General features: G+C 62.1%; 23 protein-coding genes. 10 read left to right on the top strand and 13 right to left on the bottom strand.

The window, feature by feature from the left end; translation table 11 throughout:
* Window positions 1-18: 18 nt before the first annotated feature.
* Window positions 19-630, bottom strand: coding sequence for a cytochrome P460 family protein (locus BRAS3843_RS31215; RefSeq protein WP_008973174.1), 612 nt, complete (start codon window positions 628-630; stop codon window positions 19-21).
* Window positions 631-955: 325 nt separating this feature from the next.
* The gene (locus BRAS3843_RS31220) at window positions 956-2,470 is read right to left on the bottom strand and encodes an amidase (protein WP_008973175.1); all 1,515 of its coding nucleotides are present in this window, start codon (window positions 2,468-2,470) and stop codon (window positions 956-958) included.
* A 225-nt stretch (window positions 2,471-2,695) separates the two neighbouring features.
* On the opposite strand from BRAS3843_RS31220, the gene BRAS3843_RS31225 reads away from it, so the two are divergent.
* The 6 genes from BRAS3843_RS31225 to BRAS3843_RS31250 all read left to right on the top strand — a co-directional run bounded on the left by BRAS3843_RS31225 (window position 2,696) and on the right by BRAS3843_RS31250 (window position 7,419).
* Window positions 2,696-3,313: a sulfite oxidase-like oxidoreductase gene (locus BRAS3843_RS31225; RefSeq protein WP_035983370.1), complete on the top strand. Its 618-nt coding sequence runs from the start codon at window positions 2,696-2,698 to the stop codon at window positions 3,311-3,313.
* 27 nt (window positions 3,314-3,340) lie between these two features.
* Window positions 3,341-4,060, top strand: a complete 720-nt coding sequence (locus BRAS3843_RS31230) for a ferredoxin reductase (RefSeq protein WP_008973177.1) — start codon at window positions 3,341-3,343, stop codon at window positions 4,058-4,060.
* Window positions 4,057-4,332 carry a DUF6510 family protein gene (locus BRAS3843_RS31235; protein WP_008973178.1) on the top strand — a complete coding sequence of 92 codons (276 nt, stop codon included), beginning with the start codon at window positions 4,057-4,059 and terminating at the stop codon, window positions 4,330-4,332. Before BRAS3843_RS31230 ends, BRAS3843_RS31235 begins: the two co-directional genes overlap by 4 nt.
* Window positions 4,333-4,376: 44 nt before the next feature.
* Window positions 4,377-4,592 carry a hypothetical protein gene (locus tag BRAS3843_RS31240; RefSeq protein ID WP_008973179.1) on the top strand — a complete coding sequence of 72 codons (216 nt, stop codon included), beginning with the start codon at window positions 4,377-4,379 and terminating at the stop codon, window positions 4,590-4,592.
* Window positions 4,593-5,113: 521 nt separating this feature from the next.
* Window positions 5,114-5,620 (top strand): DUF427 domain-containing protein, encoded by a 507-nt coding sequence (locus BRAS3843_RS41840; protein WP_008973181.1) that lies wholly within the window; start codon window positions 5,114-5,116, stop codon window positions 5,618-5,620.
* Window positions 5,621-5,655: 35 nt separating this feature from the next.
* On the top strand, window positions 5,656-7,419 hold the full coding sequence (locus tag BRAS3843_RS31250; protein ID WP_008973182.1) for an MOSC and FAD-binding oxidoreductase domain-containing protein: 1,764 nt from the start codon (window positions 5,656-5,658) through the stop codon (window positions 7,417-7,419).
* Between the two features lie 131 nt (window positions 7,420-7,550).
* Here the strand turns inward: BRAS3843_RS31250 and BRAS3843_RS31255 are convergent, their stop codons facing one another.
* The 10 genes from BRAS3843_RS31255 to BRAS3843_RS31300 form a co-directional block, all read right to left on the bottom strand.
* Complete coding sequence (locus tag BRAS3843_RS31255) at window positions 7,551-8,156, bottom strand: TMEM175 family protein (RefSeq protein ID WP_008973183.1); 606 nt, start codon at window positions 8,154-8,156, stop codon at window positions 7,551-7,553.
* Window positions 8,157-8,271: 115 nt separating this feature from the next.
* Window positions 8,272-8,760, bottom strand: a complete 489-nt coding sequence (locus tag BRAS3843_RS31260) for a DUF417 family protein (RefSeq protein WP_008973184.1) — start codon at window positions 8,758-8,760, stop codon at window positions 8,272-8,274.
* A 202-nt stretch (window positions 8,761-8,962) separates the two neighbouring features.
* Window positions 8,963-9,823, bottom strand: a complete 861-nt coding sequence (locus BRAS3843_RS31265; protein ID WP_008973185.1) for an alpha/beta hydrolase — start codon at window positions 9,821-9,823, stop codon at window positions 8,963-8,965.
* Window positions 9,824-10,009: 186 nt separating this feature from the next.
* A complete protein-coding gene (locus tag BRAS3843_RS31270) occupies window positions 10,010-10,861 on the bottom strand; it encodes an AraC family transcriptional regulator (protein WP_008973186.1) in 852 nt (283 codons plus the stop codon).
* A gap of 428 nt (window positions 10,862-11,289) precedes the next feature.
* Window positions 11,290-11,910 carry a response regulator gene (locus BRAS3843_RS31275; RefSeq protein ID WP_008973187.1) on the bottom strand — a complete coding sequence of 207 codons (621 nt, stop codon included), beginning with the start codon at window positions 11,908-11,910 and terminating at the stop codon, window positions 11,290-11,292.
* 14 nt (window positions 11,911-11,924) lie between these two features.
* Window positions 11,925-13,577, bottom strand: coding sequence for an ATP-binding protein (locus tag BRAS3843_RS31280; RefSeq protein WP_035983371.1), 1,653 nt, complete (start codon window positions 13,575-13,577; stop codon window positions 11,925-11,927).
* Window positions 13,578-14,124: 547 nt separating this feature from the next.
* Window positions 14,125-14,646, bottom strand: coding sequence for a DUF417 family protein (locus BRAS3843_RS31285; protein ID WP_008973190.1), 522 nt, complete (start codon window positions 14,644-14,646; stop codon window positions 14,125-14,127).
* A 94-nt stretch (window positions 14,647-14,740) separates the two neighbouring features.
* The gene (locus BRAS3843_RS31290; protein ID WP_008973191.1) at window positions 14,741-15,001 is read right to left on the bottom strand and encodes a hypothetical protein; all 261 of its coding nucleotides are present in this window, start codon (window positions 14,999-15,001) and stop codon (window positions 14,741-14,743) included.
* Between the two features lie 216 nt (window positions 15,002-15,217).
* Window positions 15,218-15,703: a sigma-70 family RNA polymerase sigma factor gene (locus tag BRAS3843_RS31295; RefSeq protein ID WP_008973192.1), complete on the bottom strand. Its 486-nt coding sequence runs from the start codon at window positions 15,701-15,703 to the stop codon at window positions 15,218-15,220.
* Window positions 15,704-15,869: 166 nt separating this feature from the next.
* Complete coding sequence (locus tag BRAS3843_RS31300) at window positions 15,870-16,235, bottom strand: response regulator (protein ID WP_035983432.1); 366 nt, start codon at window positions 16,233-16,235, stop codon at window positions 15,870-15,872.
* A 574-nt stretch (window positions 16,236-16,809) separates the two neighbouring features.
* Here BRAS3843_RS31300 and BRAS3843_RS31305 point away from each other — a divergent pair.
* Window positions 16,810-17,340: a DUF417 family protein gene (locus BRAS3843_RS31305; protein ID WP_008973195.1), complete on the top strand. Its 531-nt coding sequence runs from the start codon at window positions 16,810-16,812 to the stop codon at window positions 17,338-17,340.
* 43 nt (window positions 17,341-17,383) lie between these two features.
* On the opposite strand, the gene BRAS3843_RS31310 is transcribed toward BRAS3843_RS31305, so the two are convergent.
* The gene (locus tag BRAS3843_RS31310; protein WP_201768877.1) at window positions 17,384-18,061 is read right to left on the bottom strand and encodes a haloacid dehalogenase type II; all 678 of its coding nucleotides are present in this window, start codon (window positions 18,059-18,061) and stop codon (window positions 17,384-17,386) included.
* Window positions 18,062-18,448: 387 nt separating this feature from the next.
* Between BRAS3843_RS31310 and BRAS3843_RS31315 the strand changes: the two genes are divergently transcribed.
* Genes BRAS3843_RS31315 through BRAS3843_RS31325 form a run of 3 tightly spaced genes read left to right on the top strand, consistent with a single transcriptional unit; the run spans window position 18,449 to window position 22,277 of the window.
* Complete coding sequence (locus BRAS3843_RS31315) at window positions 18,449-19,201, top strand: gluconate 2-dehydrogenase subunit 3 family protein (RefSeq protein ID WP_008973197.1); 753 nt, start codon at window positions 18,449-18,451, stop codon at window positions 19,199-19,201.
* Window positions 19,202-19,204: 3 nt separating this feature from the next.
* Window positions 19,205-20,983 carry a GMC family oxidoreductase gene (locus BRAS3843_RS31320; RefSeq protein WP_008973198.1) on the top strand — a complete coding sequence of 593 codons (1,779 nt, stop codon included), beginning with the start codon at window positions 19,205-19,207 and terminating at the stop codon, window positions 20,981-20,983.
* Window positions 20,976-22,277 carry a cytochrome c gene (locus tag BRAS3843_RS31325; protein WP_035983373.1) on the top strand — a complete coding sequence of 434 codons (1,302 nt, stop codon included), beginning with the start codon at window positions 20,976-20,978 and terminating at the stop codon, window positions 22,275-22,277. Before BRAS3843_RS31320 ends, BRAS3843_RS31325 begins: the two co-directional genes overlap by 8 nt.
* The last annotated feature ends 22 nt before the right edge of the window (window positions 22,278-22,299 follow it).

The following is a 22,299-nucleotide window of genomic DNA, read 5'->3' on the forward strand; positions in this document are numbered from 1 at the left end:
TCTCCGCCGATCACGCGGTCAGCGTGCGTCCTTGTTGTCCAGGAGCGGGTAGAATTGGGTCCACACCTCGTCCTTCTTGGCGTTGGCGATATGGCAGTAGGCGCATTCGTCCTTCGCCTTGACCCTGGCGGTCGGCGCCTTGGGCTCGTGATGATTGAAGTTGAAGTATCCCCACCCGTTGGTGTCGGCGAAGCGCTTCGAATCCTTGACCGTCACGTCGGCGCCATTCCAAGGCCCTGGGAAATATCCCCTGCCCGATGGCTCGGTTCTGGACCCGTCAGGGTTCTGCTGCGGAAGCGTGAGTTGCAGCTCCTTGAAGAAGATCGTTCCTTCGGGAAACTGCCCGGTCTTCTTGTAGATCTCGTACGACCCCGGCTCGATATAGACATTGTGAAATTCCGGGAAGTTCGCCTGGCCGCCGTTGAGAGCGTTGGGGGTGAGCGGAGATCCCACATACACCCACTCGTGAAAATTCTTCGGCAAGAGCAACTGTCCGTCCGCCGTGTATTCCGGCATGTAGCGTGCCCTGGCCGGTGTCTGCGCGCTTCCGTTCTTCGAGCCGAACAACAAGGTCGTCGCGACGACTGCGCTCACGACGACCGCGGAAGCTGCCTTAAATCCGATACGCATCGCTTTATCTCCTGGAACATCCGCCGCTGCGTCTCCGCTTCGGCCCTGACGAAGTCTCCGATTGCGAGTTGGACGGAGGGTAACCGCCTATCGCGCATTGCGCGCGCCCGTGATTGCCTCGTCTTTTTCAATCTTGATGCATTCAGCTCACGCTTCATCTGCAACTGACGAGCTCTCACCTCGAGCGATCGCACGACGATCCTCCCGACAGGATGGAGCGATGCCTTTGAACGATTGCGCAATGGCAATCGCCGAGGCGGTATGTCCGCGCCTCGGCGTCACGTGATGCTGTGCGAAATGGAGCAGTGGCCGCGTCGGCCTTCGGTCACGCCTGGAGCGATCGTTCCCGGCAGATCCGGTAATGGTCTTGCCATGGCCGAAGCCGTTCGAACGCGGCGCTCACCGCCAGCACGTCACGATCGGCGTTTCGTCGACCTATGATCTGCATTCCGACCGGGAGACCATCGGACAGTCCGGCCGGGATCGACGCCGCCGGGTGGCCGGTGAAGTTGACGAGATAGGTCAGGCCCCATCCGATGAGCGGGTCGATCTCCACGCCGTTGATGGCGCTCGGCCCCCTCGTGTTGCCGTCGCCGGCATTGTCCACGGGCGGGCAGGCGACGGTCGGCGTCACCAGCAGGTCGAAATTGTCGAACACCTTCTGGAACGCGTTGAACACCTCGGTGCGGATCGCCTGGTCGCGGAAGAAATCGAGGCCGGACATGCGATTTGTCTTCTCGACCCAGTCCATGTACTCGGGCGGAAAGTCCTCGCGGTGCTGGCCGAGCAGGTCGATGCCGTCTCGCTTCATGCTCTCGAAAGCCTGCAGGTTCAAGAGCATGTAAAGGCGCGACCAGACGTCGCTCAACTCCCTCTGCGAACGTACGATGCCGAGATTCACCTGCTCCACGTGAGCGCCCGCCTCCTCGAACGCCCGCACGGCGCGGCTGACGGTTTCGGCCACCTTGCCGTCGACGGGGAAAACGTCGAGGTTCGGACTGTAGGCGATCTTGAGGCCACGAATGGAGCGGCGAGTAGCCTCGGTATAGTCGACCGCCGGATCGCTCAGGCTGAACGGATCCCGCGAATCATAGCCTGCGAGGACATTGAGCGCGACGGCGGCATCCTCCACCGTTCTCGTGATCGGCCCTTCGAACAGGAACGGCGAGTCAGCCGTGCCGAAGGCATTGGGGCGCGCCAGGAAGGGTACTCGACCGAACGACGCCTTGTATCCGTAGACTCCGCACCAGGCGGCGGGAATACGTATCGAGCCGCCGGCATCCGTGCCTTCCGCAATGGGCAGCAACCCGTCGGCGACCGCCGCCGCGCTGCCGCCGGAAGAGCCGCCCGTATTCTTGGCGAGGTTGAAGGGATTGCGGGTGGGACCAAACAGGTAGTTGTCGCAGGTGCCGCGAAATCCCATGAGCGGGCTATTGGTCTTACCCAGAAGCACCGCGCCGCCGCGCACCTCCATACGTTCGCAAAACGCGCAGTAGGCGTTGACGACGTTGTGCTTGAGCGCGCGGATGCCGCCGAGGCTCGCCGGCCACCCCGGCTTGAAATCAAAGAGATCCTTGAGCGCCGACGGGACCCCGTGCAGCGGACCCAGCGCCTCGCCGGCAAGCACCGCGCTTTCCGCCTCTTTCGCCCTCCTGCGGGCGCCGTCGAAATCGAGATAGACCAGCGCATTCAGACTCGGGTTGCGCGCCTCGATCCGCCGGATGAACACATCGATCACCTCGACCGGCGATATTTCACGCCGCCGGATGCGAGCTGCCAGCTCGTGGGCGGTGACGTAGGCGAGTTCATCGGAATGCACGGCCTGACCCAGACTCGACATGGCTTTCTCCTTTTGCTCCGCTCACGAGCGAGACAGCGTCCTAGATATTGAGCCGCTCCGCGCCGCGCGCACTCGCGATTGCTCCGCCTTTCTCGATCTTGATGCATTCTCCGGAGCACCCATCGACAAGCCGTCGATCAAGCTCCATGTCTGGCCTTGCTGACGGCGCGAGCGAGCCACTTCGATTCCGGATTCCCGCGCACAACCGTACGAGGTCACGATCCCATGGATGAACCTTCAGCACCTCGCGGCTTCAGATCGAGGCGACAAACATCCGAAAACAACCGGTTGCCTCCCGGCCAATATCTCACGACCGACTTCCCGATTCTGTCCGCCGGGCCCACGCCGGACGTGCGCGTCGCCGACTGGAAATTAGGCCTTCAACTTGGCGGGTCATTGCTGGGCGTGTGGACGTGGGACGAGTTCGAGGCCCTGCCCCAGACCACGATCAAGACCGACATTCACTGCGTTACCAAATGGACGAAGCTCGATACGTCCTGGCAGGGGGTCACGTTCGACGATCTTCTGAAAGCGGTCGGGCTCGAGGAGCCGCCGGAAGCCTATGTCATGGCCCATTGCGACGGCGGCTATACGACCAATGTTCCCGTTGCCGATCTGATCGGCGGAAAAGCGATGATCGCGAGCCGCTACGACGGCTTGCCGCTCGCGCCCGCCCACGGCGGCCCGGCCCGCCTCCTGGTGCCGCACCTCTACTTCTGGAAGAGCGCCAAATGGGTGCGGAGACTTCGCTTCATGGCCGAGGACGATCGGGGCTTCTGGGAATCGCGCGGATATCACAGTTACGGCGATCCCTGGAAGGAACAGCGATATGACGGCGACTGATACGCGCCCGGCGCCGCGCAAGATCGAATGGCAGGTCGGCCGGGTGCAGGCTCTCGTGGACGAAACGAGCCGGGTCAAGAGCATCATCCTGCAGCCGACGAGCTGGTCCGGCCACCTGCCGGTCAGCACGTCGACGTACGCCTCACCGCCAGCAACGGCTACCGGGCCGAGCGAAGCTACTCCATCGCGTCGCCTCCGGAAGACGGACGCCTCACGCTCACCGTGGAGCGGGTCAGGGACGGCGAGGTTTCCTCCTATCTCCTCGACGAGCTGCGCGTCGGTGACGACCTCGAATTTCGCGGCCCCATTGGCGGCTACTTCGTCTGGAGCCGGAATCATGGTGGCCCGATCTGCCTCATCGCGGGCGGCACGGGGATCACGCCGCTGATGGCCATGCTCCGCCACCGCGAGAAGTCGTCCGACGCTACGCCCGCCCTGTTGATCTATTCGGCGCGCAGTCTGGCAGACGTGGTGTACCGCAAGGAACTCGATGCGATGGCGTCTCGCGACGATGATTTGCGCCTGGTCTACGCGCTTACGCGCGAGCAACCGAGCGACTGGCTCGGGCATTGCGGAAGGATCGACGAGGCCCTGCTCGCGGGCCACTGCTTTCCGCGCGAACAAAACCCGACGAGCTTCGTTTGCGGACCGACGGACTTCGTCGAAAGCATCGCAAGAATGCTCGTGCGGCTCGGTTTCGATCCGCTCACCATCAAGACCGAACGTTTCGGACCTTCGGGAGGATGATCGCCATGGCCTGCAACATCGCCGATCTCGTGCTTGACGGGCATCCGGGCACGCACCTGCTTCAGGAGGCGTTTGCCTTCGACATCACGCTGACCTGGATCGAGTGCGAGACATGCAACAGCGTGTGCGGCCTTGGCTCTTTGACCCTGGACGGAGGCGCCGCAGAGGCGCTCGTGAAATGCGCCAATTGCGGATGCGACCTGATCAGGGCGGTGCGAACTGAGAGCGGGCGGCTCCTCGAGATGAAAGGCGCATCGCAGTTATATTTTTGACCCTGCTTCGAGTTACCTGTCCAGTTGCGAGAGTGACGATCGTAATGAGCGACGAAGACGCGAACCTCGCCGAGATCGAACGGCAAATTGCCGCCGCGACCGAGGACCTCCGCGAATTGATTGGACAGGCCGACGCTTATACTGGAACGATGGGCGGAGACGCCGTCAGCCAGCTCATCGAGGACCGGGTCGCCCGGCTGGAACTGCTGATCAGGCGCCGCGAGCAGCTCCTTGCATTTCAGGACATCCGAGAGAATTGACATGCTGGCACGCCGCGCGACGTTCATAAAACCTTGTGCCGGTTCTGCCTTCCCGGGAGAGAGTGCCTCGACCGCCGCCAGCCTCGATCATCAGACCTAACGAGGGAGAGAACTGTGGGACTATCCTGGCAGCAAGGTCCACTTTCGACGGGCGCAATCGGCCGGTTCCTCGTGCCGGAGCCGCTGCCCAAGCGACTGTTGTATGTGGAGCGGCTACGCCGGCGCATGCGGGTGCGCTTTGGAGGACAATGGATCGCCGATAGCGAGGACGTTCTCTTGCTGTTCGAGCCGGGCCGCTATCCGGTGGCCTATTTTCCTGAAACCGATGTCTCCCCAGGCACCCTCCAGGCACCCTGGAGCGCACCGAGCACACCACGCAACATCCCGATCTCGGGCTCACGTCCTGGTACAGCGTCCGGGCTGACGGGCAGCACGTCGCGCCGCGAGGCGCGTGGCAGCACGGCAACCTGCCCGCCCACGCGAATGACCTGCACGGCCGCGTCGCCTTCGCGTGGCGTGCCATGGATGCGTTCTACGAGGAAGACGAAAGAATCGTCGGCCATGCCGCAGACCCCTACCACCGCATCGACATTCGCCAGGCTTCCCGTCACCTCGTGGTCCGCTACCGTGACCGGATCGTCGCGGATACGGAACACCCGCTGGTGCTCTACGAATCCGGCTTCGCGCCGCGCTGGTATGTGCCACGGGCCGACATCGACGAATCCGCCCTCACCCCCGTGAAACTCCAGACGTTCTGCCCGTACAAGGGGCTCTGCAGCTATTACTCGATCGATGACGCACGACAGGCCGCGTGGTCGTATCCTGACGCCTATCCGGAGGTCCGACGCATCTCCAGCCTGGTGTCGTTCGAACCGGATATCGTCTCGGTCCATCTCGATGGCATCCAACTTCATCTTGAGCCGGGCCAGTCGGTGGTTCCGCACGGTCCGGATCGCAATCTCGACGTCGCCGAAGTCGGTCGCGAGCAGGCCGCCGGTGGCGAGCCCGCCGCGCCGGCGGGCGGCTAGGAGGACTGCGGTCCCCGTCAGTTGTGGAGCGGCACATGGCGCGACTACTATCGGTGAACGTCGGGCTTCCGCGCGATATCGCGTGGAGAGGCCGCACCGTACACACCGGAATCTGGAAAACTCCTGTGCCTGGCCGCTGTCGCGTCGGCCGGCTGAACCTCGACGGAGACGGTCAAGGCGACCTTGGCGGCCACGGGGGCGAGCAACGAGCCGCCTTCGTCTACCAGATCGAATCGTATCGCTACTGGCAGGAGCAGCTGAAGCGGAGCGACTTCGTCCACGGCCAGTTCGGCGAGAACTTCACGGTCGAAGGATTGGCCGACGATTCCGTCTGCATCGGCGATCGCTATCAAATCGGCAGCGCGTTGTTCGAGGTCAGTCAACCGCGCGTGACCTGCTATCGCGTCGGCATCCGGATGGACGAGCCGCGGATGCCGGCACTGCTGACATCCAGCGGGCGGCCTGGATTCTACTTCCGCGTCCTGCGGGAGGGCGAAGTCGGCGCCGGCGACGAAATCGTCAGGGTTGGCGAGGCGCGCGAGCGGATGACGGTTGGGGAGATCAACGCGCTTCTCTATCTGCCGAACCATGCGCGCGACGGATTGGAGCGCGCTCTGCGGATTGACGCGCTTTCACCGGGATGGCGCGCGTCCTTTGAGGCCTTGAGACAGAGACAAACGATTGACGCTGGTGGCGGCAATCCGGGGCTCGCCCCCGCGGCCGCCGCGCATCCGGTTGCACCGGGATTTCACCCGCTCACGGTGACGGCGATCGAACAGGAGTCCGCCGACGTCCTCTCGCTGTCGATGCAGCATCCGGATGCTCTGCCGCTGCCGGCGGCTCTGCCCGGCCAATACGTCGTCCTGCGTCTTCGACAGACCGGCGGCCGCCCCCTGCTCTTTCGCAGCTACTCGCTCTCGGGCCCCCCTTCGACGGAGCGCTATCGGATCAGCGTGAAGATCGAGCCGGACGGAGCGGGCGGGACCTACCTGCGGGAGCACGTCCGGGTGGGCGATGTTCTCGACGTCAGCGCACCGCGCGGAAGCTTCGTCCTGCAATCCGGAGAGCGGCCCCTGGTTCTGCTCAGCGCGGGTATCGGAGCGACGCCCGTTCTGGCAATCCTGCACGCTCTGGCGGCGGCTCATTCGACCCGGCCGGTGTTCTGGATCCACGCGGCGCGCGACCGACAGCATCATCCATTTGCCGCGGAAGTCCGCCGCCTCCTGCCCTCGCTCACCCGCGGCCGCAGCTATGTCTGCTACAGCAAGCCGGGCGCGCGCGACGAAGTCGGAGTGGATTTCGACGCGACGGGTCATCTGTCGCGATCGGTCTTCGACGGCGTCGGCATTCCGCGCGAGGCCGAGGCCTACCTCTGCGGGCCGGCTCGCTTCATGGCGGACATGAAGGAGGCATTGCTGGCCCTGGGCGTCGCACCAGAGCGAGTTCATGTCGAGCTCTTCAATGGCAGCGAGTCGATGACTCCCGGCGTCGTCGGCGCGGCGCCGCGAGCTCCGCATCCGCCGCAGGACGATGCCGACACCGGTCCCGTGATATCGTTCGCACGCAGCGGCATCGTCGCACACTGGAAGGCCTCACCATACCAAAACATCCTGGAACTGGCCGAAGCGTGCGACGTCCCGGTCCGCTGGTCGTGCCGGACCGGCGTCTGTCACAACTGCGAAAGCGGCCTGGTTTCCGGTGCAGTCACTTACGAACCGGAGCCGCTCGATAAGCCCGCCGCCGGCAACGTTCTGGTCTGTTGCTCACAGCCGGTTGGTGACGTCGTCATCGATCTCTAGATCGAAGTGGCGGCCTCTATTGGGGAGAAGACGTGGCGCGATGAGTACAACGACACGGCGGTCATGACCTTCTCGGTCGAGGTGATCACCTGCGAGGAAAAATACAGCCACAGAGCCGCGCGTGGAGGCAACTACGTTTGCTCGGTTCCGTCGGGTTGCTGCTCGGCCCAGGGCGGCTCTGGGTTCAGATAGCCGACGAGGCAACCGACGCAGATCGCAAGGCCTGCAAGCGGGTACTTCAGCGCCATGACCGCAGCCGCGCCAAAGAGGCACAACGTCGTCACGGACCGTAGACGCATGCTCCTACGCACCTTCGGCAGAATCCTCGGGCCGGGCGTCCGGTGGATGAGCTCCCAGACAAGCGCACAATAGGTTGCATTGACCAGAAAGAAGACCGCCGCATAGAAGGCCACCGGCTGCGGCGCGAGTCCGCTCACCGCCATCCAGGCCGTAGCGAGCGGAAGCAGCGAGATCGAGAACAAATGCGCGAAATTGAACCACAACAGGTTTGGCGTCGCGTCACTGGCGTAGCGCATCAGGTAGTGGTGGTTGGCCCAGACGATTGCGATGAAGAGGTAGCTCACCGCGTAGCTCAGCCATGTCGGCCAGAGCGCCAGCAAGGCATCGAAAGTGGGCCGGGTGGGCGGCCTCAATTCCAGCACGAGCACGGTGATGAGCACGGCGAACACGCCGTCGGAGAACGTGCTCAGTCGCTCCGGTGTCGCTCTGCGTAGCATGGTTGCGGCTCCCATGCGGCGAAGGTGCGCAAGGTTTTCAGGACGAGGCGGCCGCGTCAAGCAGCGAGCGCTCCGGGCGGATGCGCACCTTCAGCGAGGCAACGCCGCGGGCGTTCTAGGCAGCCCGCGAGCCGATGACGGACCTCGGCAAGGAGGCCAGGAACAGCACGACACAGACGCAAAGCAAAACGATATCCTTGAACAGAAACTCGCCGGTCAGATTCCACGCTATCGGGTCAGTCGAGAGGCTCCATTTGACGACCCCCGGCGTCGTGAAGAAGAACGACCACGTCGTGGCAAAGGTGATCACGCCCATCAGCGAGCCGACAGCCGACAAGACCGGGCTGAAAGCCCCTGCGGCGAGCAGAGCCGCAATGACAAACTCCACGCCCCCGAGGACATAGGCTTCTCCTCTGAGCCCGAACAGCGATAGCCACGAAAAAAATGGACTATTGCTGATGTACTGGACGATGCCCTGCGCCGACTGCAGCGTGAATTTTTGCATGCCAAAGGACACGAATACGACCACCATCACCCAGCGGAGGATCGCCAGCAGGCGATAGGACCCGTCTCCGCTCTCTGCGACATTGAACGATACTTTCATCCGGCTTCCCTCGTCGCGATTTCGGCTGGCGCGCAAGCGCGCCTTGCAATCCTTACGTAGGGGGAAGCCTGTCGTTACGCGGGTCTAGGCTTTGCTGGGTCACAATGATGTGCATGCGTGACCAATGTTCTTCGCACCGGTGGCCCAAGGCCCTAGAGCCGCCTTGCCGGCAGGCTCCCAAGCAGCGGGGCCTTCTGCGCTCTCATTTGGACCGACCGAGAAAGTCGCGGATCGCCGCCGCGATTTCCCTGCAATGGGTCTCGAGCGCAAAGTGGCCCGTGTCGAAGAAGCGCACCTCGGCTCCCGGAATGTCGCGCCTGAAGGCTTCCGCGCCCGGCGGCAGGAAAAAGGGGTCGTTCCTGCCCCACGCCGCCAGCAACGGGGGCTTGTGTCTTCGAAAGTAGGCCTGGAATTCCGGGTACATCACGACGTTGCTCTTGTAGTCCCCGAACAGGTCGAGTTGCACCTCGCTGGCGCCGGGGCGCGCGAGATAAGAGTTGTCGAGGGTGTATCCGTCCGGAGACACGAGGGACGTATCGGCCACGCCATGCGTGTATTGCCAAATGGTGGTCTCGGGCGAAAGGAACGTCCGCAAGGCCGCCCTGTTCGTCTGCGACGGATCCTGCCAGTAGGCCCGGATCGGACTCCAGCCCTCGCTCAGCCCCTCCTCATAGGCATTGCCGTTCTGCGAGATGATGGAGCTGATGCGCTCGGGATGCCGAAGGGCCATTCGGAAGCCGGTCGGCGCACCATAGTCGAAGACGTAGAGCGCGAACCGCGCAAGCCCTATGACCTCGGTGAACCGTTCGGTGACCTTGGCCAGAGCAGCGAAAGTGTATGCGAAGGTCTCGCGTGCCGGCATATCGGACTGGCCGAATCCGATCAGGTCCGGTGCGACCAGGCGAAACCGATCTGCGAGTGCCGGGATCAAGTCGCGAAACATATGGCCCGCGGTGGGAAAGCCGTGAAGCAACAGCAAGGGTGGTGCGTCGGACGGGCCGGCCTCGCGGTAGAAGACGTTCAACCCGTCAACATTGGCCTTGCGGTAGCGAATGGTCGTCATACCCAGTTCCTCGCGATCCGGCGTCCAGGGGGCGCCTCCGCCGTGTGGACGCAACGATACGGCTGGCAAATCCGGAGCAGTCCTGCGCAGGAAGTTCGTGCGTCGACGTGATCCGGTTACAGGGAGCCGCCGATTTTTCCTGCCCGGATCGCACGCCGCCGCAAATTCCGTGCGATGCTCACGGGTTCATTCGAACTCCCTGCGATAATCCGTGGGAGTCCATCCCGTCGTCTTGCGAAACGCCGAACTGAAAGAGCTCGTCTGCGCATAGCCCAGGCTGAGCGCGATGTCCGTTATCGATATCGCCCGGTCGGCCAACTGCAGCTTGGCAGCCTCCATGCGGCGCTGAACCTGATACTGATAGGCCGGGACGCCGAACGACTGCTTGAACGCACGGCAGAAGTGGTGGAGGCTGAGCCGAACGAGCGCCGCGAGCTTCACAAGGCACACTTGCTCTCCCAGGTGCTCCTCGATGTACTCGACGACAACACGCCTCTGCCAGCTGGCGAGACCACCGCGACTAACCCGCACCGGCTCGCGAGCGAGCGCCTGGCTGGGCCCGGATAGCTCATGGGCGAGCACGCTGGAGAGCGCCTCCAGGTATGCCGTGCAATTCGCTCCGCGGCTCTCGATCGCCTTTTTCAGTTTGGATGCGGTCTCCCAGACCAGGGAATCCCAAAGGTACACCCTCGGCGACAGGCTGCCTTCGCCGTCGGCCTTATGAAGAGCGGCCGGATCCAGGTAGAGAAATGTTACACGAGCGGCCGAACCCGTCTCAAACCATTCCCGGTAGGCGTGCCCGGCCGGCACGAACGTTAGTCTGCGGTCAGAGCCCCGAAGCTTCGACGAATATTGTTCGTCGATCAGAGTCTCAGCACTGGTCCGTGCCCCCTCATTGTACAACACGAGGAGGTGCCGTGATCCCCGAAAGCGAAACTCGATCTTGCTGTCGACCGGGACGTAGATGTTATCCGAGAACCACCAGCGCCAGCCGGTCCCGAGACGTTTTACCGGCTCGGAAGGCGTTATGCTGACCATGGGGTCGAGACCACTCCCGCCCAACTTCGAAGAAGCACTTCGGTCCGACCGAGCATACGAAATGGGAATGAGACAAGCGCCGATGCCGCTCTCACCCGAACCTGATAAGTACGTCCCCATCGCTGTCGACCTATTGATTGCGCTGGATGCCCGCGGGCGTCGGAATGCCGCAACGAGAGACTTTACGTCGAAGCGAGGGTGGATCGGACCGCTGCGATATGACGAGCCGCAGGACCGTTGCGAATTTGCGTGGCATCATCTCTCCGGCGAAAGCAGGCTACCAGATGAACCGGTAGCAATGCGCACGGTGAGCATGCTTTCGTTCGCCCGAGCTCGCAACCTCCCGCTTGTGCTGCTCCTTCCCATACCTTGGTATGGGTCTCTATCCAGTCGCGTCGAAATGATTTACGACTCGCGGGTCTCTTGGTTCAGCCCTGAAGGTCGAGTGCTTCAGCCATCCGGGCGAGCATCGCCACTGTCCTGGCTCCCAGCTTACGCATCACGCTGCCACGGTGCATCTTCACGGTTGCCTCACTGATCGACAGCTCGTTGGCAACCTGCTTGTTCATCAAGCCGGACGCGACAAGCGCCATCACCTGACGCTCGCGAACGGTCAGGAGCGCGAACTTCTCGCGCAACTGCACGAGATGGGCGATCTCGTCGCGGCGGCTTTTGTCCTTTCGGATCGCGGACGCAACGGCATCGAGGAGGTCCTGATCCCTTATCGGCTTCGTGAGAAAATCGACCGCGCCGAGCTTCATGCCCCTCACCGACATCGGAATATCACCAAACGCGGTCATCAGGATGATGGGGATGCCGATATTCATCTTCATCAGGTATTCTTGCAGCTCCAGGCCGCTCGTTCCCGGCAGCCTGACGTCGAGCACAAGACATGCCGGAGCATCCGGCAGTTCGACCTTCATGAAATCCGAAGCAGATCCGTACAACGCAACCTGGTAGTCCATGGACTCGAGCAGGTCGCCAAGAGACACACGGACCGCGCTGTCGTCATCGACGATGTGAACCAAGCCCGCGGACGGCATGCCCATTGACCTTTCGACACTTATGGCGACTGGCGACGCCGGAGAACGAAGATGAACTTCGTCCCATGCATCTCGTTTTCTTCCACCCATAGACGGCCTCCATGGAGCCTGACGATCTTTCGGCAGATCGACAGTCCCAGACCGAGCCCGGCTCCCTTGGTCGTGTAGAGCGTCTCGAAGATGCGCTCTCTATTGGCCGGATGGATGCCGACTCCGGTATCCGCGACTGCCACCGAAATCATATCATCGGCCGCCCTCGAACAGACCGTCAAAATGCGGTTTCTTCCCTCGACGTCCGCCATCGCGTCGACGGCGTTTCGAACGAGGTTGAGAGCGACCTGCTGGATCTGAACACGATCGGCTTCTATGTGGGACAACGACCTGTCGAAGTCCGTGCGCACGGTGACGCCGGCTCGCTCTATCTCCCGTTGAGACAGTAGCAGGACCTCTCCAACGGCATCATTGATATCGAACCTCGAAAATTGAACTTGCGTGCCCCGCACCAGGGACCTGACGGACGTCGCGACCTCCGCAGCTCGACGTGCCTGCTCGATAATGCGTGTGACCGATCTGCGGGCGTCGATCGGCTCGATCGGATCCCTGGCGAGCCAGCGAAGGCAGGCCTCCGCGCTCATGATCATTCCCGTCAACGGCTGATAGATCTCGTGAACGATCGAACCCGCAAGCTCGCCGAGCGAGGCGAGACCCGAGGCTCGTGCAAGCTCATTCCGCGCATCCGCAAGCGCCTGCTCCTCGGCTTTCCGCTGGGTGATGTCGGTGATGATGCCTTCCAGCTCCAGGTCGCCACTCGGACCGTCGTCGAATTGTCCTACGGCCTCGACGTGCAGGGTTTTGCCGTCTCTATGGACCACTCTGTATTCGTGGGCGAACGAAGATTTGGTCGAGATCGCCTCGGTGAGCGCCTGCTCCAGGCCGGGATAGTCCTCGGGGTGCACCCGGCTCTTGAACATTTCGAACGGAACGGGAATGACATCGAGGTCGAGGTCCAAGATGCGGTAAACTTCGCGCGATCCACGAGACAGGAGCGTCCGTGTGTTCCACCGATAACTGCCCATCCCGCCGATCTGCTGGCCCTTGATCATCCACATGTTGGTCTCGCGCAGCGCCTCGAAGAGGCGCACGGATTCGAACGAGACGGCAGCTTGCAAGGCAAGCATCGAAATCACCGAGACGCTCCGGGGTGAGAACCTCTGCTCGTCTCCTTCCGCTTCGAGATAGAGCACGCCAATCGCTCGCTCGAGATGCATCAAGGGCAAGCAAAGCTGACTTATTTTCCGAGAGGCTGGAGTATTCAAATCGACGAGCGCCAAATCCTCCGCGCCGACCTGTCTGACGACCGCCTCTTTGCGGTCGAGGACCTGTTCAGCCAGCTCCGCCGGTAGTCGGAATTCGGCACTCACAGGAAAGGACGCGAAGAAGCTTGCCCTTTCGCGAGGGAAACTCGCATCCGCCTTGTCCAGCAACTCCCTCTGCCCATTGAGCAGGACCGCCCCCCTGGTGGCCCCGGAACAACGGGCCGCCTCCTCCAGGAGAGCCTTCGCCAAACCCTGATAGCTGCGCTCTCTCGATATCGTCTGGAGCGCCTCGGCGATCAGCTCGAGTTCGCACGTCTCGTTTCCACGCTTCATGCCGAGACTTCTCGCGGTGTACATCCGACATCCCGACGCATCACCCTGCAGTGACGGACTGCACCTCGCCCGGTTCCGCCAACTTTGCGAATACGCACGAAAGTATGAAAGGGAGTTCGCCGGCACACCCGGAACATCTAACCGGAGTTGCGAGCATTGCCAAGTTCTGAAGCCCCCTCGAAATTTATCGCAGACTGTAACCAACTTGATCACTGCCGCGAACGCATGGAGTCCGGCGAGACTTATTTGTCGCCGCATGCGCGGGGCTTCGAAGCGAACGCAAGGACGGCGGCGCGCGCCGCGACGCCGGCATTGGATGTTGGGTGGCTGTTGCAACACCACGTGCATGCGACGGTGCTCGCCTCAGCATCGGCGCCGGGTGACGAGGGAACCGTCGCAGACCTTCTCTGTCCGAGGCCGGACGGTCGCAGGCTCCCGTGCCGATTCCGAAGAGATGCATCCGGATGACGGGCCGAGGGCTTCCGCTAGCTTGCGGAGCCCCCTGCACCGGCGAGCTTCGAGACAGATGCGTTTGCCTGCTGGCTCCCGCGCCGGGTTCTGCACGTCGGTGTCAGAATTCCGAACGCTGTGGCCATAGAGCGCGCACCGCATCCTGCTTCAGCAGATAGAGCGATACGGCCAGCAGCACGACGTCCTTCATCAGGAAGGGGACATTTCCTGTCATCGCGGGAAACCCGCCTGCCGAAGCATCCCAGCCACCCGGCATGAAAGGGATGATCGAGACGGTTGCGACGAACGTTGCGGTCGATCCTGCCGCGCCGAGAATGCCCAGACGCTTGCTCCAAAATCCGGCGAATATCAGAGCGCCGAAAGTCCACTCCGCAACGCCCAGGAACCAACTGGCGCCCTGGTGGCCGAACACGGGATAGAGCCACCAGATGAGCGGGCCATTGCTGATGAACGGTTCGAGACGGTCGGCCTCGTAGGCCCACCACTTCTGATACCCAAAGAAAAAGAACAGGATGACCATCGAAGCTCGAACGATGTGATAGTCGAGGTCTCCCGTGAGCAGGCCAGATCCAGACAGTTTGTACAGGATCGGACTCCGTGGGCTACTCGCCAATGTGCTCATGATGCAACTCCTCCTGGTTTCTGACTGACGACCTCGTTCGCCCCGACATTCAACGAGCGATCACAATCCGACGGTGCAACCGGTACGACATCGCTCAACAACCACGACAAATTCTCAATTTTCTGTCGAATTCGGCTTCGACGCCGCCCTGCTTCTGATTGAAGTCCGTGATGCGCCTCTGCAGTTCGTCTTCGGCCGCCGAATTCGGCATGAACGTGTCCCTGCGTGGCTGCACGTGCACGCCGTCGACCGCGCTTTGCTCTCTCGAAGGCGGCGGGGCGGCGGGATCGGCCAAGGCCGCCGGGGGAATGGACAGGAAGCTCAAAAGAACAAGGGGCCATGGACGAAAGTGCACTGGCGCGCCTCACAATGTTGTACGAAGTCGCGGTGAACGCGCCTGCATCATGCAAGGATTCGTCGGCGCCTGCTTTTCCGGAGTTGTTGCGGTTGAGGCTATATTGTTGGAATTTCGGCCGGGGAAATTTGAAAGATGCGCAGCGCATCGGCCTTCGCGTCTGGGCAGAGGATGCAATATGGTCCGCTCGTCGTGCGATCCGCCACCGCAACGCGCTCAGGAGATCAGCGCCGCCAGCTTCTTCAATCCCCGGTGAATATTGATCTTGACCAGAGCGGCAGATTGACCGGTGGCGCCGGACGCATGCGCAATGCTGAGGCCGTTGAGCTTGACGAGGCGGATCACACGCTCTTGCGCAGGCTTCAACTGACCAAGTAGCTGGTCCAGTGCGGCGGCGCTGATCGCGGCACCTTCGTGACCTTCTATTGCGATTTCCTCGTGAAGCGACAGCTCGGAGTTTCGAGAGGCCTCCCGAAGGCGGTCGATCCATTTGTAGCGGGCAATCGCCGCAAGCCAGGCACCGAACGGCTTTGAAGCCGAATAAGTGTGCCGTTTGGCATGGATGGCCAGAAGCGCTTCCTGCCGCGCATCTTCAGCGGCGGGATATGGAAGTCGCCGGGCGTAGTAGGCGCGCAGCCAGCGATCCAACTCTCGGAGCAACTGCTCATACGCCGCTCCATCCCCTGCCCGTGCTGCGACCATGAGGCGACCCCACCGCTCCGAACGCTCGCCCCATCTCCTCGAACCGACCGCTTTCCGTCCCTCGTTCACGAGAGGCCTCCGCCCTCGCGCGGTCGCGAACGCCGGGCTTCGTCGTCGCCGGCCGGCAGCGAGCCAGTATTTGACATGACCTCGCCCAAGGGCACTGTCATTTTCGAAGGCTCCTCTCGATGTACTCAAGCAAGGTGCTGGTATCGAAAGGCTTTCTGAGAAGGACAAATGCACCTATCGAAAGCGCTTCGCCATCCAGCTGATCGTGGGGTAGAGCCGTGATGAGAATGACCGGAGCCGCGATGTTCTGCGCCTGGAGCTCTCGAACGAGCTCAAGGCCGCCCATTCCCGGCATGTGGACGTCGGCGATGATACAATCAAAGTCGAACCGATCGGCATAGCTCAGCAGCATCTCCGCCCTGTCGAACGGCTCGGCGCGGTAGCCGATCGATCGCATCAGGTCCACCAGAGATAGGCACAGACCCTCGTCATCATCGACGACTCCTACGAACGGGACGCTCACCGGACCTGCCCCCACGAGGCCGAAACGTCATCGAAACTCGATCGAAACAAGAGGAATTCGCTCGTGAGCCGCCGCGCCGTCGGCTCGGTTATTGCGGGCGCAAGCGCTGATGTGTGATCGCCAGGCGTACATGGCTCGGTCTCCCCAAGTGAGGAAAATCCATTGGCTGCGCCGACGATTGCGCAGGCGAACCAATAACATGCGTTCGACAGCCAGGCCCCACAATCTCCCGGTTGTGATGCCCACCCCTATACCTTGGTATGGGTCTGTCGCCCCACTGAAGCTACGGGGCCACGCGCCGGTAAATGTCGGTGAGCAGAGAGGCACCGTGCTCTTCGCTTCCCCGTGGCGACGTTGGAGGCCCGCGAAACGGGCGTCCGGCCGGAGAGCAACGATCTTTGTAAAACGGAGCTGAACTGCGCAACTTCGCGAAACTGGCGATAATCAATGCGCAGCGCCGTTGTTGCCGCCTTGATATTGCTGATCGCATCAGCGGCTACGGCACCGGCCTGATCTCGTTCGATCGCGGCAGCCCTGCCGATCCCCGCAATGCGGCGCATTGGAGCGAAGTCACATGGACCACCTCTTGGGTAAGTTAGCGAAGCTCCCTCTCGTCAATGGCGACTTTGACTACCATCTCACGCGCGCGGCGATGGTCATCGTCTTCCTCGTGTTTGGTTGCCAGAAATGGTTCGACTACGAGGCGCATGCGTTGATTCCATTCATCAGCCATGGGCCTCTGATCTTCTGGCTGTATCCGCTGTTTGGCGTTCGCGGCGCGGCCTACTTCCTCGGTTCGGCGGAATGGCTATTTGGATCTCTCCTGCTGCTCGGCTTCTGGAACAGAAAGGCGGCCCTCCTGGGTTCGCTCGGCTCATGCGCCACCTATGTCGCAACGGTCACGATCATTCCGTTCTTTCCGGATGCTTGGGCGGCGCCGGCCGGCGGCTTTCCCGCAGCGACGTTGCCATTTCTCTTCCTCATGAAGGATGTCGTACTGCTCGCGGCTTCGGTTTATCTGCTCAAGCACGACATCCTTCGCGCAGCAGCCGGTGAACGAACTGTCCGGACAGACATGGTTCGACGAGAGGCGATGATGCGATGACATCGACGAAATTGCCTTTCGCCGGCAGCCCAAGGGGCGACAGTCACGACAAACCGCGCCCCTTGTGGCGGGCGATGAGCTGTTCGGCGACGTCCGTCAGGTTGTCGCCGACGATCTGCGGCTGCGGGCCAACTCCCAGGATGTCGTTGCCGGGACGCCTGACGAGCGCGGCTTCCCAACCGGCCGCCACCGCACCGAGCGTATCCCAGGTGTGGCAGGCGATCATGCAGAGCTGCGAAGGCCCAACTCCGAGCACCTTCTCGACGCTGGCATAGGTCTGCGGCCACGGCTTGAAGACCTTGACGCTGTCCACGCTGAAGCATCGTTCGAAGAGGCCGCCAATGCCGCCCTGCTCGAGTTGGCGGGTTTGAACTTCAACCAGGTTGTTGGTCAGCGTAAACAGCCGGAAACCGGCGTCGCGCAGCTTCCGTAGTGCACCCGGCACTTCCGGATAAGGCGGCATCGTCGAAAATCTCTCCTTGAACTCCCTGATGTCCGCGCTCGCAGGCTTGATGCCCTGGGTGTTCGCAAGCATCTCCATGACGGCAGCACCAATGTCAGTAAATGGCACATAGGAGCGTGCAGCCGTCAGCGCCAGCGAGTACATGACGAGGTTGGCAAACCAAAGCCGCGTATCGACCTTGTCTCCGAAGATGCGCCTGAACGTCGGCTCCAGGGTCTGCAGATCGAGAAGCGTTTCATTGACGTCGAAGACGATCAAGGGAAGCGCGGGCATGATACGGGACTCCATCTTCGCTTGGGTGGCGCTTTGAGGAGGGGTGGTCCGCTCACGACGCAACGCGCAGACCAGCGCAGTCCGGATGAGATAGTTCGCAGAACGACCGCGCCAGGTTACGAGGCGAGCCGAGAAACTGTGCGCCGGCAGGGCATGCAGCCCAGCGGCAGGTTCCGACTTTGGATCCCTGCTCAAACTCCGATCGAGCCTGTAACCAATTCAGTGGCACCCCCGAATACTTAGCATGCAGGGAAGGTGCAGCATCTCGCCGGGTTCCCCGATCAGAGGAAACCGTCGGCGGTTGCTGCTTCGAGCGGCCGGACTCGGTCTCCGGCCGATCGCTCTCGGCAGTTTGGCTGCTGGAACGCGGACATGAAGAGAGACAGTCAATTCGAGTTCTGCCGACGCCAGCTTCTGTTGGCAGGCGCGGCATATTTCGTTCTCGGCGCCTCACATTCCGGCGCAACGGTTATCTACGACCATCTTCCATGGACCCCGAATGCCGGAAATCCACCGCCGCCCGCGACCCTTGGACCATGGCATTTCTTCACGGGCGACGAAGGCAGGACAGTCGAGGCGCTCGCCGATCGTATCATTCCACCCGACCCGGACACGCCCGGCGGCAAGGATTCCGGATGCGCGGTCTTCCTGGATCGGCAGCTCGCCGGTCCCTATGGACGCCAGGACGGCCTGTACCTCAGACCCCCATTCCTGAAGGGGGCCAGGAACCAAGGGCACCAATCCGACAAGGGACCGGCGCAACAATACCGCGAGGCGTTGGCTGCCCTCACGAAGAGTTGCAGAGCGAAGTTCGGCGGCAAGGCGTTCTCGGACCTTTCGGATGCCGACAAGGATCGCGTCCTGGAGGATCTCGAGAAAGGGAAGCTCGAGCTCGACGGCGCCGACGGCAAGGCCTTCTTCGACCAGCTCGTCAAGGACCTGCAGACGGGATTTTTCGCGGATCCGATCTACGGCGGCAATCGCGACATGGTCGCGTGGAAGATGATCGGCTACCCCGGCGCTCGCTACAACTATCTCGATTGGATCAACCGACATAACGAAAAGTTTCCGCTGCCGCCGGTGAGCCTGACGGGACGGGCCGAGTGGACGCGGGCGGAAAGGTAGATCATGACAACACGGCTTCCCAAGAAGGACGTCGTCATCATCGGCCTCGGCTGGACCGGATCGATCATGGCCAACGAGCTGACCGGTGAAGGCCTCGAGGTGGTCGCGATCGAGCGCGGCCCGTGGCGCGACGCACCGACGGATTTTCCTCCGACGTACATGCAGGACGAACTGAGGTATCGCGTTCGTCACGAACTCTTCCTGCGGCCGGAGCAATTGACCTTCACGTTCAGGAACAAGATGGACCAAACGGCGCTTCCGATCCGGAGCTGGGGCGCGTTCATGCCGCCGAACGGCGTCGGCGGTGGAGGCGTGCATTGGAACGCCGAGATGTGGCGCTTCCTGCCGTCCGATTTCGTGCTCAAGACACATTTGACGGAAAGGTACGGCGCCTCGTTCCTCCCGGACGACATGACCATCCAGGATTGGGGAATTACCTACGACGAGTTGGAGCCGTTCTACGACCGCTTCGAATATCTCTGCGGGACCTCAGGCACTGCGGGCAATCTCCGCGGCCAGATCATGGAAGGCGGCAATCCGTTCGAGGGTTCGCGCTCCCGCCCCTATCCGACTCCCGCTCAAGCGCAACCGTTCAGCCACACGCTGTTTGGGAAAGCGGCCCGCGAGCTCGGCTACAAGCCGTTTCCGCAGCCGTCCGGAAACCTTTCCCAAGCCTACACGAACCCGCTTGGGATGAAGATGGGACCATGCACCTATTGCGGCTTCTGCGAATGGTTCGGCTGCAGCAATTATTCGAAGGCGAGCCCTCAGACCACGATACTTCCCTATCTGGTGCGAAAGCCCAACTTCACGGCACGCGACAATTCGGAGGTGATCAGGATCAATCTCGACCGGTCCGGAAAGAGGGCGACCGGAGTCACCTTCGTCGATACCAGCGGCGAGACATGGGAACAGCCTGCCGACCTCGTGATCCTGTCGGCCTACACGCTGTTCAACGTTCAGCTTCTGCTGCACTCCAAGATCGGCCGCCCCTACGATCCCGTCGCGGGCACCGGCACCGTCGGACGCAACTACACGCATCAGACCATCTCGACCGTGAACGGTTTCTTCGATCCGAAGAAATTCAACTTCAACCCGTTCATCGCCTCGGGCGCGATCGGCATGTGTATCGACGAATTCAATGGCGACAACTTCGATCACGGCCCCCATGGCTTCGTCGGCGGCGGCTATATGGGACAAGTGCAGACAGGCGCGCGCCCGATCGAAAGCACCCTCGTTCCGCCGGGAACGCCGAAATGGGGCGCGGCCTGGAAGAGCGCCGTGAAGGAGAATTACCTGTCGACCGTCAAGCCGGGCACGGGCGTGCACGGCAGCTTCTACGCCTACAAGGACATCTATCTCGACCTGGATCCGACCTACAGCGACCGCTTCGGCCGTCCGCTGATGCGCATCACGATGGATCTGAAGGAAAACGAGCTCAAGCAGAACAGGTTTCTGACCGACAAGTTCGCGGAAATCATCAAGGCGATGGGTGCGAGCAAGCTCGACGTGCAATACCGCAAAGGGCCCTATGACATCACGACCTATCAGACGACCCACCTCAACGGCGGGGCGGTGATGGGCAGCGACCCGACAACCAGCGTCATCAACCGCTATCTCCAAAGTTGGGACGTGCCCAACCTCTTCGTGCTCGGCGCGAGCGCATTCCCGCAGAATGCCGGCTATAATCCGACGCTTACGGTCGGAGCTCTCGCCTTTTGGGCGGCCACCGCGATCCGGACCAAATATCTGAAGAGCCCGGGGAGACTCGTCGATGCGTAGGCGATCCCGTCATTTGTTTGCCGTCACCGCGCTGCTTCTCTCCACTGCCCCCTGCTACGCCGGCGGCTCCGATCCTCAGGAGTTCACGCAGATCGAACGCGGACGATATCTGACGATACTCTCCGACTGCGCAAGCTGCCACACGGTGCCCGGCGGCAACCAGCCATTCGCGGGCGGGCGTGCAATCGAAACGCCTTTCGGCAATATCGTCGCCCCGAACATCACGCCCGATCCGGAAACGGGCATCGGCAGCTGGAGCGACGAGCAGTTCGACGCAGCCGTCCGCAAAGGAATCGGCCCCGACGGTTCGCGCCTCTACCCCGCGATGCCGTACAACGCCTACACGAAGATGTCCCGCGACGACGTGCTTGCAATCCGCGCCTATCTGAACACCCTGACGCCGGTCCGCAATGCGGTCACGGCCGACACCCTGCCTTTCCCGTTCAACATCCGCACGGCCATGCGGGTGTGGGATGCACTCTATTTCCAGCAAGGCGAATACCGACCGGATCCAAGCAAGTCGGCCGAGTGGAACCGTGGTGCATTCCTGGTCGATGGACCAGGCCATTGCGGCGCATGCCATACGCCGAAGACCGTTCTTGGCGGCGACAAGGCCGCACAATATCTCCAGGGCAGCTACCTTCAGGGCTGGTCGGCTCCTGACATAACGAATGACGCGCGCGTTGGCGTCGGCAAATGGTCGAAAGAGGATCTGGTCTCGTACCTGAAGGCGGGCCACAATCGCATGACGGCGGCGACCGGACCGATGGGCGAAGTGGTGACGCTATCGACCGCGCATATGAGCGATCCCGACCTCGATGCCATCGCGACCTATCTGAAATCGCTGCCCGGCAAGACCGGCGGAGCTTCGCCGCCTCCCGCAAGGACGCCAACATCGACCACGGTCGGAGCCACCTTTGCGGCATCTCCGCTGGCCCTGGATAATCCAGCCATGGTTGCCGGAGGTGCCATCTATCGAGACCAATGCTCGGCCTGCCATGGCCTGGAGGGCAAGGGCATCGAGGAACTCTTCCCATCCATAGCCGAGTCCTCGATGGTCCGATCGGACGACCCGACAACCTCGATCCGCATCATTCTGCGAGGTGCCCGAAGCGTGGGGACGCGTGCCCAGCCTACCGCCTCCGGGATGCCCTCTTATGGCCGAGAGCTCGACGACAGCGAGATCGCAGCCGTCCTCACCTACATCCGAAGTCGTTGGGGCGGGATAGCCGACCCAATCGCGTCCAAGCAGGTCTCGAAGGTGCGCCTCGACACCGAGCTTCGACCGGACTAGCCGTCCGCGTCACTCCCATGAC

The sequence above is a fragment of the Bradyrhizobium sp. STM 3843 genome (genome assembly GCF_000239815.1).
GTDB lineage: Bacteria > Pseudomonadota > Alphaproteobacteria > Rhizobiales > Xanthobacteraceae > Bradyrhizobium.

Excerpts from the sequence above, each read along its gene's own strand:
- BRAS3843_RS31215 (WP_008973174.1), bottom strand. The coding sequence starts at position 630 with ATGCGTATCGGATTTAAGGCAGCTTCCGCGGTCGTCGTGAGCGCAGTC.
- BRAS3843_RS31220 (WP_008973175.1), bottom strand. The coding sequence starts at position 2,470 with ATGTCGAGTCTGGGTCAGGCCGTGCATTCCGATGAACTCGCCTACGTC.
- BRAS3843_RS31225 (WP_035983370.1), top strand. The coding sequence starts at position 2,696 with ATGGATGAACCTTCAGCACCTCGCGGCTTCAGATCGAGGCGACAAACA.
- BRAS3843_RS31230 (WP_008973177.1), top strand. The coding sequence starts at position 3,341 with ATGGCAGGTCGGCCGGGTGCAGGCTCTCGTGGACGAAACGAGCCGGGT.
- BRAS3843_RS31235 (WP_008973178.1), top strand. The coding sequence starts at position 4,057 with ATGATCGCCATGGCCTGCAACATCGCCGATCTCGTGCTTGACGGGCAT.
- BRAS3843_RS31240 (WP_008973179.1), top strand. The coding sequence starts at position 4,377 with ATGAGCGACGAAGACGCGAACCTCGCCGAGATCGAACGGCAAATTGCC.
- BRAS3843_RS41840 (WP_008973181.1), top strand. The coding sequence starts at position 5,114 with ATGGATGCGTTCTACGAGGAAGACGAAAGAATCGTCGGCCATGCCGCA.
- BRAS3843_RS31250 (WP_008973182.1), top strand. The coding sequence starts at position 5,656 with ATGGCGCGACTACTATCGGTGAACGTCGGGCTTCCGCGCGATATCGCG.
- BRAS3843_RS31255 (WP_008973183.1), bottom strand. The coding sequence starts at position 8,156 with ATGCTACGCAGAGCGACACCGGAGCGACTGAGCACGTTCTCCGACGGC.
- BRAS3843_RS31260 (WP_008973184.1), bottom strand. The coding sequence starts at position 8,760 with ATGAAAGTATCGTTCAATGTCGCAGAGAGCGGAGACGGGTCCTATCGC.
- BRAS3843_RS31265 (WP_008973185.1), bottom strand. The coding sequence starts at position 9,823 with ATGACGACCATTCGCTACCGCAAGGCCAATGTTGACGGGTTGAACGTC.
- BRAS3843_RS31270 (WP_008973186.1), bottom strand. The coding sequence starts at position 10,861 with ATGGTCAGCATAACGCCTTCCGAGCCGGTAAAACGTCTCGGGACCGGC.
- BRAS3843_RS31275 (WP_008973187.1), bottom strand. The coding sequence starts at position 11,910 with ATGGGCATGCCGTCCGCGGGCTTGGTTCACATCGTCGATGACGACAGC.
- BRAS3843_RS31280 (WP_035983371.1), bottom strand. The coding sequence starts at position 13,577 with ATGTACACCGCGAGAAGTCTCGGCATGAAGCGTGGAAACGAGACGTGC.
- BRAS3843_RS31285 (WP_008973190.1), bottom strand. The coding sequence starts at position 14,646 with ATGAGCACATTGGCGAGTAGCCCACGGAGTCCGATCCTGTACAAACTG.
- BRAS3843_RS31295 (WP_008973192.1), bottom strand. The coding sequence starts at position 15,703 with ATGGTCGCAGCACGGGCAGGGGATGGAGCGGCGTATGAGCAGTTGCTC.
- BRAS3843_RS31305 (WP_008973195.1), top strand. The coding sequence starts at position 16,810 with ATGGACCACCTCTTGGGTAAGTTAGCGAAGCTCCCTCTCGTCAATGGC.
- BRAS3843_RS31315 (WP_008973197.1), top strand. The coding sequence starts at position 18,449 with ATGAAGAGAGACAGTCAATTCGAGTTCTGCCGACGCCAGCTTCTGTTG.
- BRAS3843_RS31320 (WP_008973198.1), top strand. The coding sequence starts at position 19,205 with ATGACAACACGGCTTCCCAAGAAGGACGTCGTCATCATCGGCCTCGGC.
- BRAS3843_RS31325 (WP_035983373.1), top strand. The coding sequence starts at position 20,976 with ATGCGTAGGCGATCCCGTCATTTGTTTGCCGTCACCGCGCTGCTTCTC.